The sequence below is a fragment of the Cloacibacterium sp. DMC96 genome, assembly GCF_056313765.1.
In genome coordinates this window covers 647222-661955 of sequence record NZ_JBQUZQ010000002.1, presented here as the reverse complement: position 1 = coordinate 661955, position 14734 = coordinate 647222, and the positions used below count along the sequence as shown (strand labels likewise).

Annotated in this window: 15 protein-coding genes; 10 read left to right on the top strand and 5 right to left on the bottom strand. The window is 32.8% G+C overall.

The genetic code is table 11. The annotated features are described in order from the left end of the window. Positions 1 to 225: 225 nt before the first annotated feature. Positions 226 to 2616: an endopeptidase La gene (gene lon, locus ACT53I_RS12010; RefSeq protein ID WP_476079834.1), complete on the top strand. Its 2391-nt coding sequence runs from the start codon at positions 226 to 228 to the stop codon at positions 2614 to 2616. 186 nt (positions 2617 to 2802) lie between these two features. Beyond that, the gene (locus tag ACT53I_RS12005; RefSeq protein WP_476079833.1) at positions 2803 to 3732 is read left to right on the top strand and encodes a DUF4349 domain-containing protein; all 930 of its coding nucleotides are present in this window, start codon (positions 2803 to 2805) and stop codon (positions 3730 to 3732) included. A gap of 54 nt (positions 3733 to 3786) precedes the next feature. Here the strand turns inward: ACT53I_RS12005 and ACT53I_RS12000 are convergent, their stop codons facing one another. Together ACT53I_RS12000 and ACT53I_RS11995 are read right to left on the bottom strand one after the other, a co-directional pair. Beyond that, a complete protein-coding gene (locus tag ACT53I_RS12000) occupies positions 3787 to 4254 on the bottom strand; it encodes a hypothetical protein (RefSeq protein WP_476079832.1) in 468 nt (155 codons plus the stop codon). A gap of 8 nt (positions 4255 to 4262) precedes the next feature. Next, positions 4263 to 4742: a hypothetical protein gene (locus ACT53I_RS11995; RefSeq protein WP_476079831.1), complete on the bottom strand. Its 480-nt coding sequence runs from the start codon at positions 4740 to 4742 to the stop codon at positions 4263 to 4265. Between the two features lie 159 nt (positions 4743 to 4901). Between ACT53I_RS11995 and pgi the strand changes: the two genes are divergently transcribed. The 7 genes from pgi to ACT53I_RS11960 are packed head-to-tail and all read left to right on the top strand — an operon-like array spanning position 4902 to position 11749. Further along, positions 4902 to 6542 (top strand): glucose-6-phosphate isomerase, encoded by a 1641-nt coding sequence (gene pgi, locus ACT53I_RS11990; protein ID WP_476079830.1) that lies wholly within the window; start codon positions 4902 to 4904, stop codon positions 6540 to 6542. Between the two features lie 41 nt (positions 6543 to 6583). Continuing rightward, entirely contained in the window at positions 6584 to 7471 is an 888-nt protein-coding gene (locus tag ACT53I_RS11985; RefSeq protein ID WP_476079829.1) for a bifunctional 5,10-methylenetetrahydrofolate dehydrogenase/5,10-methenyltetrahydrofolate cyclohydrolase, read from the top strand. A gap of 42 nt (positions 7472 to 7513) precedes the next feature. After that, complete coding sequence (locus ACT53I_RS11980) at positions 7514 to 8104, top strand: 7-carboxy-7-deazaguanine synthase QueE (RefSeq protein WP_476079896.1); 591 nt, start codon at positions 7514 to 7516, stop codon at positions 8102 to 8104. Between the two features lie 37 nt (positions 8105 to 8141). Next, on the top strand, positions 8142 to 9509 hold the full coding sequence (locus ACT53I_RS11975) for an exopolysaccharide biosynthesis polyprenyl glycosylphosphotransferase (RefSeq protein WP_476079828.1): 1368 nt from the start codon (positions 8142 to 8144) through the stop codon (positions 9507 to 9509). A gap of 59 nt (positions 9510 to 9568) precedes the next feature. After that, positions 9569 to 10318 (top strand): MlaE family ABC transporter permease, encoded by a 750-nt coding sequence (locus ACT53I_RS11970; protein WP_476079827.1) that lies wholly within the window; start codon positions 9569 to 9571, stop codon positions 10316 to 10318. Then, positions 10318 to 11142, top strand: coding sequence for an ABC transporter ATP-binding protein (locus ACT53I_RS11965; protein WP_476079826.1), 825 nt, complete (start codon positions 10318 to 10320; stop codon positions 11140 to 11142). The genes ACT53I_RS11970 and ACT53I_RS11965 overlap by 1 nt, the downstream gene beginning before the upstream one ends. After that, positions 11117 to 11749 carry a porin family protein gene (locus tag ACT53I_RS11960; RefSeq protein ID WP_476079825.1) on the top strand — a complete coding sequence of 211 codons (633 nt, stop codon included), beginning with the start codon at positions 11117 to 11119 and terminating at the stop codon, positions 11747 to 11749. The genes ACT53I_RS11965 and ACT53I_RS11960 overlap by 26 nt, the downstream gene beginning before the upstream one ends. Before the next feature lie 64 nt (positions 11750 to 11813). Here ACT53I_RS11960 and ACT53I_RS11955 read toward each other — a convergent pair whose 3' ends face one another. Continuing rightward, positions 11814 to 12128, bottom strand: a complete 315-nt coding sequence (locus ACT53I_RS11955) for a hypothetical protein (protein ID WP_476079824.1) — start codon at positions 12126 to 12128, stop codon at positions 11814 to 11816. A gap of 75 nt (positions 12129 to 12203) precedes the next feature. Continuing rightward, positions 12204 to 13013, bottom strand: coding sequence for a M48 family metallopeptidase (locus tag ACT53I_RS11950; protein ID WP_476079823.1), 810 nt, complete (start codon positions 13011 to 13013; stop codon positions 12204 to 12206). Positions 13014 to 13166: 153 nt separating this feature from the next. Between ACT53I_RS11950 and ACT53I_RS11945 the strand changes: the two genes are divergently transcribed. Continuing rightward, on the top strand, positions 13167 to 13697 hold the full coding sequence (locus tag ACT53I_RS11945) for a DUF4251 domain-containing protein (RefSeq protein WP_476079822.1): 531 nt from the start codon (positions 13167 to 13169) through the stop codon (positions 13695 to 13697). A 1-nt stretch (position 13698) separates the two neighbouring features. On the opposite strand, the gene meaB is transcribed toward ACT53I_RS11945, so the two are convergent. After that, entirely contained in the window at positions 13699 to 14685 is a 987-nt protein-coding gene (gene meaB, locus ACT53I_RS11940) for a methylmalonyl Co-A mutase-associated GTPase MeaB (RefSeq protein ID WP_476079821.1), read from the bottom strand. Between the last annotated feature and the right edge of the window lie 49 nt (positions 14686 to 14734).

Genomic DNA, 14734 nt, shown 5'->3' with positions numbered 1-14734 from the left:
TTTTACAGAAGTCTATTTAGTAAATATTTCATAATACATCACCACTTTGAAAATCAGTTCAGTTTTCTAGAATAAAAAAAGGAAAATTTGTCCATAAAAACTCTTGGCATAGCTATTGCGAAGATTACAGTACTCTTTATTTTAGGCAAGAAAATTTCGAATCTTGTCTTGGTAATTGATTTATATACTTTAAAAATGACAAATTGTCATTCTAATTTTTAGATTATGATTGAAATAGAAGATATCGCTTTTGAAAATTTTTTAGACGAAAATTTTAGCATCGTAGCAAACGAAGAAAAACAAACCAAAGAAGAAAAAGCACAAGAGATTTTTCCGATTCTACCCGTTAGAAATATGGTGATGTTTCCGAAAGTGGTTATCCCAATCACTGCGGGAAGAGAAAAGTCTATTAAATTATTAGAAGAAGCACAAAAAAATGGTCAACTGATAGGAATTTTGAGCCAAAAACTCTCTCAACAAGAAAATCCCACTGAAAAAGACCTTTACCAAATAGGAACTATTGCTAAAATCATTAAAATCATCAAACTTCCTGATGGTAATATTTCTGCAATAACGAGAGGAGTTCAGCGTTTCAAAGTGAAAAACTTCATTGAAACCGAACCTTATTTCACCGCAGAAATAGAAAAATTAAAAGATTCTTCTACCAAAAAGAAAGAAGAATATGAAGCTTTGATAGACAATATCAAGGATTTAGCAATTAAAATCATAGAAATAGACCCTAATATTCCTGGTGCAGCTAATTTTGCCATCAGAAATATTGAAGGACAAGAAGATTTACTGAATTTCATCTGCGTAAATGCAAATTTCTCTTCGGAAAATAAACAAAAACTTCTGGAAGAAAAATCATTAATGAAGCGTGCAGAATTATGTTACGAATTGATGCATGATGATTTCAGAAGATTAGAACTGAAAAATCAAATTCATCAAAAAACTTCTCGCGATTTAGACAAACAGCAGAGAGAATATTTCCTGAGCCAACAAATTAAAACCATTCAGGAAGAATTAGGCGGTGGAACCGAAACCGATGTAGATGAACTGAAGAAAAAAGCAGAAAAAATTTCTTGGAAACCAGAAATTCAGGAACATTTCGAGAAAGAACTGAAAAGACTTCAGCGCCATAATCCTAATTCGCCAGATTACAACGTACAGAGAAATTATCTAGATTTCTTCACAGATTTGCCTTGGAATTCTTATTCTAAAGACATTTTTGACATTCCAAAAGCGGAAAAAATCTTGAATAAAGACCATTTCGGTTTAGAAGACATCAAAAAAAGAATTTTAGAACACATGGCGGTTCTGAAATTGAAAAACGATATGAAATCTCCGATTTTGTGTTTAGTGGGGCCTCCTGGAGTTGGTAAAACTTCCCTCGGAAAATCTATTGCAGATGCTCTTGGCAGAAAATATGTAAGAATGAGTTTGGGCGGTCTCCATGATGAATCAGAAATCCGTGGACACAGAAAAACTTACATCGGCGCAATGGCAGGAAGATTATTGCAAGCCATCAAAAAAGCGGGAACATCTAATCCAGTTATCGTGTTAGATGAAATAGACAAACTCGGACAAGGAATTCACGGCGATCCTAGTTCTGCACTTTTGGAAGTTCTAGATCCAGAACAAAACCATAGTTTCTATGACAACTTCTTAGAAATTGGGTACGACTTGTCAAAAGTGATGTTCATTGCAACAGCCAATTCGCTTTCTACTATTCAAACGCCATTGTTAGACAGAATGGAAATCATCCAACTTTCGGGATATACGATTGAAGAAAAGGTAGAAATCGCAAAACGCCATTTGATAAAAAAACAAATGGAAGAAACTGGCCTACAAAAAGACGCTTATAAACTAGGAAATAAAGAAATTGCACACGTAGTAGAAGCTTTCACCAGAGAAAGCGGTGTAAGAAATTTAGAAAAACAAATCGCCAAAATTTCTCGTTGGGTTGCGCTTCAAATTACCATGAATAAAGAATACGACCCGAAAATTTCCATTCAGAAAATTGATGAAATCTTAGGTGTTCCGATGTCTAAAAACTTCTCAGAAATGATGGATGTTCCAGGTGTAGTTACAGGCCTAGCTTGGACTTCAGTTGGCGGCGATATCTTATTCATAGAGAGCATTTTAAGCAAAGGAAAAGGCAATCTTACCATGACAGGAAATCTAGGAAATGTAATGAAAGAATCTGCAACCATTTCGCTAGAATACATCAAAGCAAAACACGAAAGTTTAGGCATTTCTTTAGAAGATATTGAAAATAAAAACATTCACGTTCACGTTCCAGAAGGTGCCACTCCTAAAGATGGACCAAGTGCAGGAATTGCAATGCTAACGAGTATGGTTTCTAGTTATTTGAATAAAAAAGTAAAACCACATTTAGCAATGACTGGCGAAATTACTTTAAGAGGAAAAGTGCTTCCTGTTGGTGGAATTAAAGAAAAATTGTTGGCCGCAGTAAGAGCAGAAATTAAAGAAGTGATTCTGTGCGAAGAAAACAGAAAAGATGTTTTAGAAATCAACCAAAACTATCTTAAAAATCTGAAAGTTCATTACGTGAAAACCATGAAAGAAGTAGTGGAATTAGCGATTGAGAAATAATTTTACAAATCCATATTAAATTGAAAGCAACTCGCAAATTTGCGGGTTGTTTTTTTTTTACAAAACTCTGATATCCTGCAACTTATATTGCAAACCAAGTTTACAAAAACAAAAAACCACTTTTACAAACTTTACAAGAATCTTGTGCTCAACTTTGAGGAAGTCTAACCACAAAAATCTTAAACAATGAACACAAAATTTCAAAAACTGGTTTTCGCAACCTTTATTTTAGCGGGATTATTTTCTTGTCAAAAATCTGAAAGTGTAGATTCTCAATATGAAAGTGCGGTTGCAACCGCAGATTCTACTTCCGTTCAAAATGATGAAGTTTCTTACGCCGCTTCTCAACAAATTCCAGACAAAAAATTTGTAAAAACTGCAGAAGTCAGCATGGAAGTAACAGACGTTTACGAAGCCACTGTTCACATTGAAAATGCACTGAAAAATCTCGGCGGATTTGTTACCAAAAGTGAATTACAAAGCCAAATTATCGAAGAAGAAACCTATAACACTTCTGACCAAAATGCGGTTCTACTCAGAAAATTCAATTCTTACAATAAGATGCAAGTAAGAGTTCCTTCGGAAAAGTTAGGCGCATTTCTCACTTCTGTAAATGACCGAAAACTTTTCTTGAACACCAGAATTATTTCGGCTGAAGATGTAACCAACAATGCTAAAATTGCAGAACTTGAATTGAAAAAAATCAATAAAACGGGCGAAGTGATTTCTCAAATGAAAAACAATGAAAAGAAAGCAAACCTCACCGAAGAAAACGAAGAGAAAAACAATACCCAACAAATTGAAAATCTAAATCTTGCAGATAATATAAAGTACAGTACTGTAGATATTTACATTAAAGAACCAAAAGTAAGAATCGCCGAAATTGCCATTACCAACACCCAATTTTACGACAATAAATACCAAGTCAATTTCTTCTACGAAGCGAAATCTTCTCTCCTTAACGGATTTTATTTCGTGCAAAAATTTTTTGTTTTCTTACTGAATTTTTGGCCTTTATTCGTGGGAATTTTAATCGTAATTTATTTTGTAAAGTATAATCTGACGACTCTTATGTTTCCGAAAAAGATTTCAAAATCTGAGAATGTCGAAAAGTGATGAACCTCATACTTTGTTACAAAATCTTAAAGCCCTGAAATTTCTCGGGGCTTTTTACTGTGGCTTTATAATTTTATGTTTCTGTAATTCTCCAAAAATTATTTGAGTATATTTTTCAGAGGAAACAAAAGGATTTCTAAGAAAAGCCTTCCAAATTTCGTCTTCGCTTTCCACTTCTTTGATCACAATAAATATATCATTCACAGATTTAAACTCCATGATGTATTTAGGATTAAAAATATTTAATTTTTGACGCAAAATCTCATCCCCATTCACCATGTTTTTATTATAAATAAAAGCTGTTGCGTCTATTCCTCTTTTTTTAAATTCTGCAGTAAGATGATTCGTTAAATTTTTATAATAATTGGCTTCATCACTCACTCCCCAAATATTTACAATAATAAATACATCATTAAAATTTTCATTATTAAGATTAGGATCAGAAGATACATCTACTAAAACATTTTTTGTGGAGCAAGATGTTATAATCAAAAGAAGAAAGAAAAAGTATAGTTTTCTCATTTTACAGGTTATTTAATTTTATTAATAATTTTTTCTTTTTCGAGTTTCACCATTAAATTTTTCGAAAACTTTCTAGGTCCATCAAAAGCTGAACCTAAAACATAATCTTCCCACACTTCTTTTTTCTTTTCCGTATCAAATAATGATAGAAAATAAGTTTTTCCGTTTCCTTTCGTAATAGCAGTAAGCGAAATAGTAAGAATATACTTAGGATTTGCCATTTCTATTTTTGTTTTCAACTTTTTTTCAGCATTTAGAACTCTTTCATTATAAAAATATCCTGCATTTTTGATATTTCTATTATTGAATTCATTTTCTACGGATTTCATATAATCTTCTCCATTCTTATAATAATCGAAGTTTTCGCCAATAAAAAAGACATTATCCATTTTATTATTGACATCCCAAACCAATTTTTCTGTTTTTGGTGCTACCAAACAACTTAAACTCATGAATGTAGTAGCTAAAAGTAGTAATATTTTCTTCATGTTATTAATTTCCTCAAAGATAACAAAATTCATAAAATCTTAAAGTCCTTAAATTTTTTGGGGCTTTTATTTTTGCGTAAATTTGCACGGACTTTGTCCGTTTTATGAAGATGAATAAAACTGTAAATTTTAGTTGTTAAACCTTAAACCAAAAGAATTATGTTACCAAAAATAAATCCAGAAAACACACAAGCTTGGAAATCACTCAACGAACATTTTGCACAAAATGATTTTGACCTAAGAACACTTTTTCAAGAAAATGCTGATCGTTTCCAACAGTTTTCAGTAAAAAAAGAAAATTATCTTTTTGATTTTTCTAAAAATTTAATTGACCAAAAAGCATTTGATTTATTGCTTCAATTGGCAGAAGAAACACAATTGAAAACTGCCATCAATGCTATGTTTTCTGGCGAAAAAATAAATGAAACAGAAAAAAGAGCGGTACTTCACACTGCTTTGAGAGATTTTTCTGACAAAGAAATCCTTGTAGACGGCGAAAACATAAAACCAGGAATCAAAAAAGTTCTTGACCATATGAAAGCTTTCTCAGAAAAAGTAATTTCTGGAGCACATAAAGGTTTCAGCGGAAAAGAAATTACTGATGTGGTAAACATTGGAATTGGCGGTTCAGATTTAGGACCTGTAATGGTGGTTTCGGCACTTAAACATTTCAAAACAAGATTAAATGTACATTTCGTTTCGAATGTAGACGGAAATCACATGGCAGAAGTAGTGAAAAACTTAAATCCAGAGACTACGCTTTTCATCGTAGCCTCTAAAACGTTTACCACTCAAGAAACCATGACCAATGCAAATTCTGCAAAATCTTGGTTCTTAAAAGCTGGAAAAGAAGAAGATGTAGCGAAACACTTTGTAGCTTTATCTACTAATATTCAAGCGGTTAAAGCATTCGGAATTGCAGAAGAAAATATTTTCGAGTTCTGGGATTGGGTTGGCGGAAGATATTCACTTTGGAGCGCTATTGGTTTAAGCATCGTTTTAGCGGTAGGTTATGAAAATTTTGAAAATTTATTGAAAGGAGCTTACGAAACCGATGTGCATTTCCAAACGGCAGATTTCAAAGAAAACGTTCCTGTTTTAATGGGGCTTTTGGGAATTTGGTACAGAAATTTCTTTGATGCAAGTTCTTATGCTATTTTACCGTACTCTCAATATTTAGATAGATTTGCAGCGTATCTTCAACAAGGAGATATGGAATCTAACGGAAAATCAGTAGACAGAAATGGCGAATATGTAACCTATCAAACTGGTCCAATTATTTGGGGAGAACCAGGAACGAATGGTCAACATGCTTTCTATCAATTGATTCACCAAGGAACAGAACTCATTCCTGCGGATTTTATCGCTTATGTAAAATCTTGTAACGAAGTTTCAGACCATCAAGAAAAATTATTAGCGAACTTTTTCGCTCAAACTGAGGCACTTGCATTCGGAAAAAACGAAGACGAAGCAAGAGCAGAATTGGTAAAAGAAGGAAAATCTGAAGAAGAAATTGAAAAATTAGTAAAATTCAAAACCTTCATGGGAAATACACCTACTAATTCATTCTTTATCAATGAACTAACTCCATTTTCACTTGGACAACTCATCGCACTTTATGAACACAAAATCTTCGTGCAAGGTGTGATTTGGAACGTATTTAGTTTTGACCAATTTGGTGTAGAATTAGGAAAAGTTTTAGCAGGAAAAATTTTACCAGAACTTACTGATAATGAGAAAGTAAACTCACATGACTCTTCTACAAATGGTTTAATAAACTATTTCAAAGAAAATAAGTAAATTTGAAATAAATCTAAAAAGTAAAATAAAAAGAAAAAAACATGGCACAAATTCTCGACGGTCTAAAAGTTTCTAAAGAAATAAAGGCTGAAATTAAAGCAGACGTAGAAAAAATTATTGCAAGCGGCAAAAGAGCACCTCATCTCGCAGCAATTTTAGTAGGAAACAACGGCGCGAGCGAAACTTACGTTGCCAGCAAAATAAAAGACTGTAAAGAAGTAGGATTTACCTCATCGCTTTACAGATTTTCGAGCACCGCTTCTGAAGCAGAAGTTTTAGAAAAAATTGCAGAACTCAATGTAGACCCAGAAGTTGACGGATTCATCGTTCAGTTGCCTTTACCAAAACAGATGGACCAAGAAAAAGTAATCATGGCGATTAATTCTCATAAAGATGTAGATGGTTTTCACCCCGAAAATTTTGGAAGAATGGCACTCGAAATGAGTACATTTTTACCGGCTACACCTTTTGGAATCCTTACATTACTAGAACGTTATAACATTGAAACCAAAGGTAAAAACTGTGTCATTATCGGCAGAAGTAAAATCGTAGGAAGACCGATGTCTATCTTAATGGGAAGAAAAGATTTCCCGGGAAATGCTACGGTTACGGTAACGCACTCTTACACTCCACACATTGAGGAATTTACCAAAAATGCAGACATTGTGATTACTGCATTAGGAGATCCAGAATTCTTAAAAGAAGATATGATTAAAGATGCTGTAGTGATTGTAGACGTAGGAATTACCCGAGTAGAAGATGCTAATGCTCCAAAAGGTTATAGAATTGTAGGAGATGTAGATTTTGCTAGTTGTGAGAAAAAAGCAAGTTGGATTACTCCAGTTCCAGGAGGAGTTGGACCAATGACAAGAGCGATGTTATTAAAAAATACTATTTTAGCATACAAACACACGATTTATAAAGATTAAGAATTGGATTTAACAAAAGAAATATTATTAAAAGAAGGAAAAATGCTCCCAGTGATGGAGCATTTTTATACTTTACAAGGAGAAGGTCACCACACCGGAAAAGCCGCTTATTTTATAAGATTAGGCGGTTGTGATGTAGGTTGTCATTGGTGTGATGTGAAGGAAAGTTGGGACCCAGAATTACATCCTTTGATGGATACAGTAGAAATTGCAGAAATTGCAGCAAGTTATTGTAAAACCATTGTTCTAACAGGTGGAGAACCACTGATGTGGAATTTAGAAATTTTGACCAAAAAATTAAAAGAATTGGGTTGCCAAATTCACATCGAAACTTCTGGAGCTTATGATATGAGCGGAACACTTGATTGGATTACGCTTTCTCCTAAGAAAACAGGCTTACCAAAAGAAGAAATTTACAAAGTAGCTAATGAACTGAAAATCATTGTATTTAACAACCATGATTTCACCTTCGCTGAAGAACAAGCTGCAAAAGTTTCAGAAGATTGTAAACTGTATCTACAAAGTGAATGGAGCAAAAGAAACGAAATGTATCCTAAGATTACCGATTTTATTTTGGCAAATCCTAAATGGCAAGCTTCTGTACAAACACATAAATATCTTAATATTCCATAAAATTTAGCAACTTTGTAAGGACTTTACTTTCTAAAACATGCAGAAATTAAGATACTCTAGATATTTTAAAAGCGCTATCATCATCCTCGATATTTTAATCGTGGCGGCTGTTTTCGTGTTCTTTTTTCTGATGAGACACGAATATGTTTTAGAAAAAGCAAGAACAGAGGAAAACGTTTTGTCACTTCTGTTATTAAGTCTTTTTTGGATTCTTTTAAGTGGAAGAACAAAATTATATTCCATTCCCAGAAACCTTACGTATACACTTTATGTAGAGCGTATTGTTACTCATATTTTTATCTTTTTATTGGGAATTGTACTTTTAGCCAGAGTCAGCAATAATGAATTTTTGAAGTATGAAAGATTCTGGATTACGTTTACGCTTTTCATTATTTTATTTTTGGTTAAGTCATTCATTTTCTTTACCTTAAAGTACATTAGAGCACAAGGTGGAAACTACAGAAATGTAATGTTTATCGCAGAAAATTCATCTTCTGAAATTTTAAAAAATATTGTTACCCAACGTAAAGATTATGGTTATAGAGTTTATGAATTTCCCAATGAAGAAATTAACATTTCGGAGCTTCAAAATTTTTGGAGAGAAAAAGAAATTCACACCGTTTTTATTCCTACTCAAAATCATTTAAGCAAAAAACTCCTTGAAGAAATCAATAGAGAGGCAGAAAATGATAAGATAAAAATTTCATTAATTCCAAGTGCTATTCAAAATGAGTTTTTCCAATATGATTTGGGCTACATAGAAACTCAACCGATTTTAACACCTTCGAAATTTCCTTTGCATTATTATAGCAATGCGATTATCAAGAGAAGTTTTGATATTTTATTCTCGCTTTTGGTTTTAATTTTTATTGCGACTTGGCTATTTCCTATCATTGCTTTATTAATCAAATTAGACAGTAAAGGAAGCGTATTCTTTAAACAAAAAAGATATGGATTTCATGATGAAGTTTTTGAATGTCTCAAATTCAGAACCATGATTGAAAATGAAGAATCTGCAACCAAGACTACCTCACAAAATGACAGCAGAATAACAAAAATTGGTAGATTTTTAAGAAAAACCAGTTTAGACGAAATGCCTCAATTCATTAATGTTTTAAGAGGAGATATGTCTGTAGTAGGACCTAGACCTCATATGTTATTAATTGATGAATTTTACAAGGCAAAAATTGGTAGATATTCGGTGAGAAGCTTGGTAAAACCTGGCATTACAGGACTTGCCCAAGTAAGCGGTTTGCGTGGTGACACTGGCGAAATGGAAATAGAAATGAAAAAGAGAATTTTGGCAGATTCATTCTATGTAAAAAATTGGAGCCTTACTCTAGATATTGTTATCATCCTGAAAACCATCTTATTAGTAATAAAAGGCGACCAAAAAGCCATTTAGAACAATAAATTGAAATTCTATAAAATTATTAAACCTAAAAAATGTAACTTCGCACGGTTATGTTAAAACTTTTAAGCTCAATAGGACAATACTTTTTACTTCTAGGAAAAGTAATTCAAAAACCTCAAAAAAGGCAAGTTTTTTTTAAACTTCTCATGAGAGAAATTAATGACTTGGGAGTAAATTCTTTTGGACTCACTTTATTTACCTCTATATTTGTGGGAGCGGTTATTGCAATACAGATGTATAATAACTTTAGAAATGCTACCATTCCTATTCCCTCACCTTTTATTGGTTATGCAACCAAGGTTGTACTCATTCTAGAGTTTGCGCCTACTATTATTTCTGTAATTTTAGCTGGAAAAGTAGGTTCTTACATCACTTCGAGTATTGGAACCATGAGAGTCACGGAGCAGATAGACGCTTTAGACATCATGGGAGTAAATTCTGCAAATTTCTTGATTTTACCTAAAATTTTAGCAAGTGTAATTTTCAATCCCTTATTAATTGCTATAAGTATGGTTTTCGGAATATGGGGAGGCCATCTTGCAGGTATTGCCACAGGAAATTGGTCTAGAGCTGATTATATTGCAGGAATTCAAATGTATATGCCACAATTTTATATTTGGTATGCATTTTTAAAAACAGCTGTTTTTGCATTCCTTATTGCAACTATTCCAGCATTTTTTGGATATAGAGTAAAAGGAGGCTCACTAGAAGTAGGTAGAGCAAGTACACAAGCTGTAGTTTGGACGATAGTTGCCATCATCATTGCCAACTTAATATTAACTCAAATGTTCCTAAGCTAATGATAGAAGTAAAAGATTTAAGAAAAAGTTTTGATGGTGTAGAAGTTCTCAAAGGAATTACCACCACTTTCGAAACCGGAAAAGTAAACTTAGTGATAGGACAGTCTGGTTCCGGGAAAACGGTATTTCTAAAAAGTTTACTGAATGTTTTTGAACCAACTAGCGGACATATTCTATTTGACGGGAGAGATATTGTAGGCATGTCTCGTCAAGAAAAAGAAGCATTAAGAGCAGAAATCGGAACCGTTTTTCAAGGAAGCGCATTGTTTGACTCAATGACGGTTCAAGACAATATTATGTTTCCTCTAGATATGTTTACCAATCTTACTTTTACCGAAAAGAAAAAAAGAGTAAAAGAAGTAATTGGGAGAGTTCACTTAGAAAATGCAGAAAAAAAATTTCCATCTGAAATTTCAGGAGGAATGCAAAAAAGAGTAGCGATTGCGAGAGCAATTGTTAATAACCCAAGATATTTGTTTTGTGATGAACCAAATTCTGGATTAGACCCTTTTACAGCAAATGTTATAGATGATTTAATTGCAGAAATCACCGAAGAATATAATACCACTACTATTATAAATTCTCACGATATGAATTCTGTAATGACAATTGGCGAGAAAATTGTATACTTGAGAAAAGGAATTAAAGAATGGGAAGGAACAAAAGATATTTTAATCACCTCAGACAATAATTACCTGATAGATTTCGTTTATTCTTCAGAATTATTTAAAGAATTAAGAGAATATCTTATCAAAATCAATAAAACAAGTATAGATAACATTATAACAACAATAGAAAATGAAACAGATCAAGAAAATATTTAGCACATTATTTGTAACGGCATCATTGCTGTCTTTCTCACAGGTAACTTTCGGAGCGAAAGCAAATATCATCTACCAAACTGGTGATCCTACTTGGGAAAATATAAAAAATGGAACTGTAGATGCATACGAAGACAAAGGAAAGAATAACGTAGGCTATAACGCAGGTATTTCACTAAAAATTGATACACCTCTTGGAATTTTTATTCAACCAGAATTGTATTACACTACTTTTAGTAAAGAATTCACAGTAGATGGAACCAACACTACTTTAAAAGTTAAAAACAACAGAGCAGATTTACCTGTTTTAGTAGGATATAATGTATTAGGAAAAACATTAGGTATTTATGCAGGACCGGTAGCTTCTTACAATCTTTCTACAGATAATCAATATAATGATTTTAAAGAAAATGCTACGAAAGAATTTACTTTAGGCTATCAATTCGGCGCACAAGTTACTATTTCTAAATTGGTAGTTTCTGCAAGATACGAAGGTGCATTTAGCAATGACCAAAGAGAATTTATCAATACGAATGTATCTTCTAACGAAGTAATTAGATATGACAACAGACCGAGTTTATTAATGTTTGGAGTTGGTTTAAATTTCTAAAAATTAAGGAAATTCATTAAAACATAAAAAAATCTCCGCAGCTTCGCTGCGGAGATTTTTCATTTTATAGATTACTATTTTCAGAATTATTAGGATTTGGACTTACATTTTGTTGAGCTAACTCAGCAGCTTGTTGTTCAATCTCTATTTTTTCTTGCTGTAATCTTTGCCATTCTTTTCTTTTTTGCTCAGCTTTTATAGAAGAGCCTTTACTTACATATCCTACAATTCCCCCTATAATTAAACCAATTCCTACGCCTCCCATTATTCCCATAAAATGAGAAAGTGTAAATTCTTCTACTTCTAAATTGGTGGTCAAATAAAACAGCAATCCAGAAATGCCTAAAAGAAGAATTCCTATAATTGTTAAATTTTTCATTTTAATGTTTTTTAAAATAAAACCTTCTCAAATTTAAAAAAATTTAAGAAGGTTTTTATTATTATTTCAAATTATTTACATTTTTCCACCAGCTTGTTTATAATATTCAAGCGCTTTGGTCATATGTTTATTTAAGTCTGATCTTCTAGTATCTGGACTTGGGTGAGTTGATAAAAATTCTGGTGGTCTTTGTGAATTGGCAGCTTGAGCTTCCATTCTTTCCCAGAAAGGTAGTGATTGTCTTGGGTCATATCCAGCCATTGCCATAATATATAATCCCATTTGATCTGCTTCCAATTCTTGACTTCTTCCATATTTAAGAAGAGCAACTTGCGCTCCAATTGGATACGCGACTTTAAAAACTTGTTGTAATTTATCATTCGAAATTACACCACCGGCAATCGCACCACCATATTGTGCAATCATCGCTTGAGAAATTCTTTCATTTCCATGACCTGCAAGAGCGTGAGAAACTTCGTGTCCCATTACTACAGCAATACCCGTTTCGTCTTTACAAACGGGCATAATTCCTGTGTAGAAGGCTACTTTTCCACCAGGCATACACCAAGCGTTTAACTGTTTGTCTTCCAATAAATTAAACTCCCAATTATAACCTTGCAAATCTGCTTCTCTACCAATGCTTTTATAATAATTAGTCGCAGCATTTTTTATTCTAATTCCTACATTTTTTACTCGAGTTGCATCAGTAGTATTGGTGATAACTTTAGCTTTAGAAAGCGCAGTTTGATATTCTTGCACTCCCATTGCAGAAAGTTGGTCATTTCCTACAATTTGTACAGATTTTCTACCTGTAATTGGATTCGTAACACAAGCAACTAATGCTAAAGAAACGGCTCCGGTAGCGATAATAGTTTTTATTTTCATTTTTATGTGATTTAATATTTGAAACAAAATTATAACAAATTTTATTCCATAAAAAATTATGTAGAAATTATATAAAAAAGAAATTAAATCCTGATAAGTTTTGCATTAAATTTGTATTGATAATTAATAGTTTAACTCAACACCTATCCTATTATGAAAAAATTAATTTATTTGAGTTTCTTTGGACTACTCTCTTTTTTATATTCGTGTTCTTCACAAATTAATATAGACCCCAAAACTTTAGAGGAAATTACAACTTCTAATCAGTTTACTTTTATGGCAGAGAGAGCCAACCCTACCAATTTTGATGTTATCAATGTGATGAATTCTATGCCAAACGGTAATTCGGCTAGAATGTTAGATTTAGATTATGGTTATACTGTGGTTTTGAAAGAAAAAGAGCTAGATGTGACTTTGCCATACTTTGGCAGAATGTTTAATCCAAGTTATGACACTTCTAAAAACAGTTACCGTTTTACTTCTAAAGATTTTACCCTGAGTAAAATTCTAAACAAAAAAGGAAACTTAGTGTATACCATTTCTCCTAAAGATGTAGACCGTGTAAGAGTAATTTACATAGAAGTTTATAAAAACGGTAGTGCCTACGTTTCTATAGATTCTAACGACAGACAACCCATTTCTTATAATGGCTACTTGATGAAAAATGAAATTTCTAAGAAATAGTTTAGAGTTTTTTATTCAATAAACTTTCTACAAAAACTTTAGCTTCAGAACTTGGATTAGACTTCAGTTCTGAAGCATTTTTTTTATGACTTTCGAACTGATTTTCAAGCTCATGGGTAGATTTAGTTGCGCTTAAAATATATTGATGAACCCAATATTCAAAACGTTTTTCGGCTTGAATTTTTCTTACTTCTTCCAGCCTTCCAGTTTTTATTTTTAAAAAAATGAAATCATTTATTTTTTGATAAACTTCGTCTAAACCTTCATTATGAAGGGCGGAACCTAACAAAACAGGCACTTTCCAATCTTTTTCTTTTGGGTGCTGAAACTGCAATGCATGAATCAATTCTGAACGGTGCATTCTGGCCTCTTTTAGATTTTCTTCATGTACTTTATTGATAAAAATAACATCTACCATTTCCATTAAACCTCTTTTAATGCCTTGCAATTCATCACCAGTTCCTACAACTTTGAGCAACAAAATCACATCCGAAATATCCGCAACCAAAACTTCTGATTGACCAACTCCTACCGTTTCTATCAAAATGTAATCATAACGAGCAGCTTCGCAAATAAGCATAGTTTCAAAAGTAGTATTGGCAACTCCGCCAAGAAATCCAGAACTCGGACTAGGGCGAATAAATGCGTTTTCGTCTTTTGCCAATTCTTCCATTCTGGTTTTATCTCCTAGAATAGAACCTTTATTCACCGAAGAACTTGGGTCAATGGCTAAAACCGCCACTTTTTTGCCTTGAGAAATCGCAAATTTTCCGAAACTTTCAATAAATGTAGATTTCCCCGCACCAGGGACTCCAGTAATTCCTATTCTTACAGATTTACCAGTGTAAGGCAGGATTTTTTTCAGCAGTTCTTCAGCCAAAACTCTATGCTCTGGCTTTTTACTTTCGATTAAAGTAATGGCTTTCCCAAGAATTCTTTTGTCTTGGGCTAATATTCCTTGTAAAAGTTCTTCTGTAGAAAATTTCATCTTAACAAAATTAAGAAAGTATTTCAAACTATTTTCTAAAAATTTGAAA

Excerpts from the sequence above, each read along its gene's own strand:
- pgi (WP_476079830.1), top strand. The coding sequence starts at position 4,902 with ATGTTACCAAAAATAAATCCAGAAAACACACAAGCTTGGAAATCACTC.
- ACT53I_RS11945 (WP_476079822.1), top strand. The coding sequence starts at position 13,167 with ATGAAAAAATTAATTTATTTGAGTTTCTTTGGACTACTCTCTTTTTTA.
- ACT53I_RS11995 (WP_476079831.1), bottom strand. The coding sequence starts at position 4,742 with ATGAAGAAAATATTACTACTTTTAGCTACTACATTCATGAGTTTAAGT.
- ACT53I_RS12000 (WP_476079832.1), bottom strand. The coding sequence starts at position 4,254 with ATGAGAAAACTATACTTTTTCTTTCTTCTTTTGATTATAACATCTTGC.
- lon (WP_476079834.1), top strand. The coding sequence starts at position 226 with ATGATTGAAATAGAAGATATCGCTTTTGAAAATTTTTTAGACGAAAAT.
- ACT53I_RS12005 (WP_476079833.1), top strand. The coding sequence starts at position 2,803 with ATGAACACAAAATTTCAAAAACTGGTTTTCGCAACCTTTATTTTAGCG.
- ACT53I_RS11985 (WP_476079829.1), top strand. The coding sequence starts at position 6,584 with ATGGCACAAATTCTCGACGGTCTAAAAGTTTCTAAAGAAATAAAGGCT.
- ACT53I_RS11975 (WP_476079828.1), top strand. The coding sequence starts at position 8,142 with ATGCAGAAATTAAGATACTCTAGATATTTTAAAAGCGCTATCATCATC.
- ACT53I_RS11980 (WP_476079896.1), top strand. The coding sequence starts at position 7,514 with ATGCTCCCAGTGATGGAGCATTTTTATACTTTACAAGGAGAAGGTCAC.
- ACT53I_RS11950 (WP_476079823.1), bottom strand. The coding sequence starts at position 13,013 with ATGAAAATAAAAACTATTATCGCTACCGGAGCCGTTTCTTTAGCATTA.
- ACT53I_RS11970 (WP_476079827.1), top strand. The coding sequence starts at position 9,569 with ATGTTAAAACTTTTAAGCTCAATAGGACAATACTTTTTACTTCTAGGA.
- ACT53I_RS11955 (WP_476079824.1), bottom strand. The coding sequence starts at position 12,128 with ATGAAAAATTTAACAATTATAGGAATTCTTCTTTTAGGCATTTCTGGA.
- meaB (WP_476079821.1), bottom strand. The coding sequence starts at position 14,685 with ATGAAATTTTCTACAGAAGAACTTTTACAAGGAATATTAGCCCAAGAC.
- ACT53I_RS11965 (WP_476079826.1), top strand. The coding sequence starts at position 10,318 with ATGATAGAAGTAAAAGATTTAAGAAAAAGTTTTGATGGTGTAGAAGTT.
- ACT53I_RS11960 (WP_476079825.1), top strand. The coding sequence starts at position 11,117 with ATGAAACAGATCAAGAAAATATTTAGCACATTATTTGTAACGGCATCA.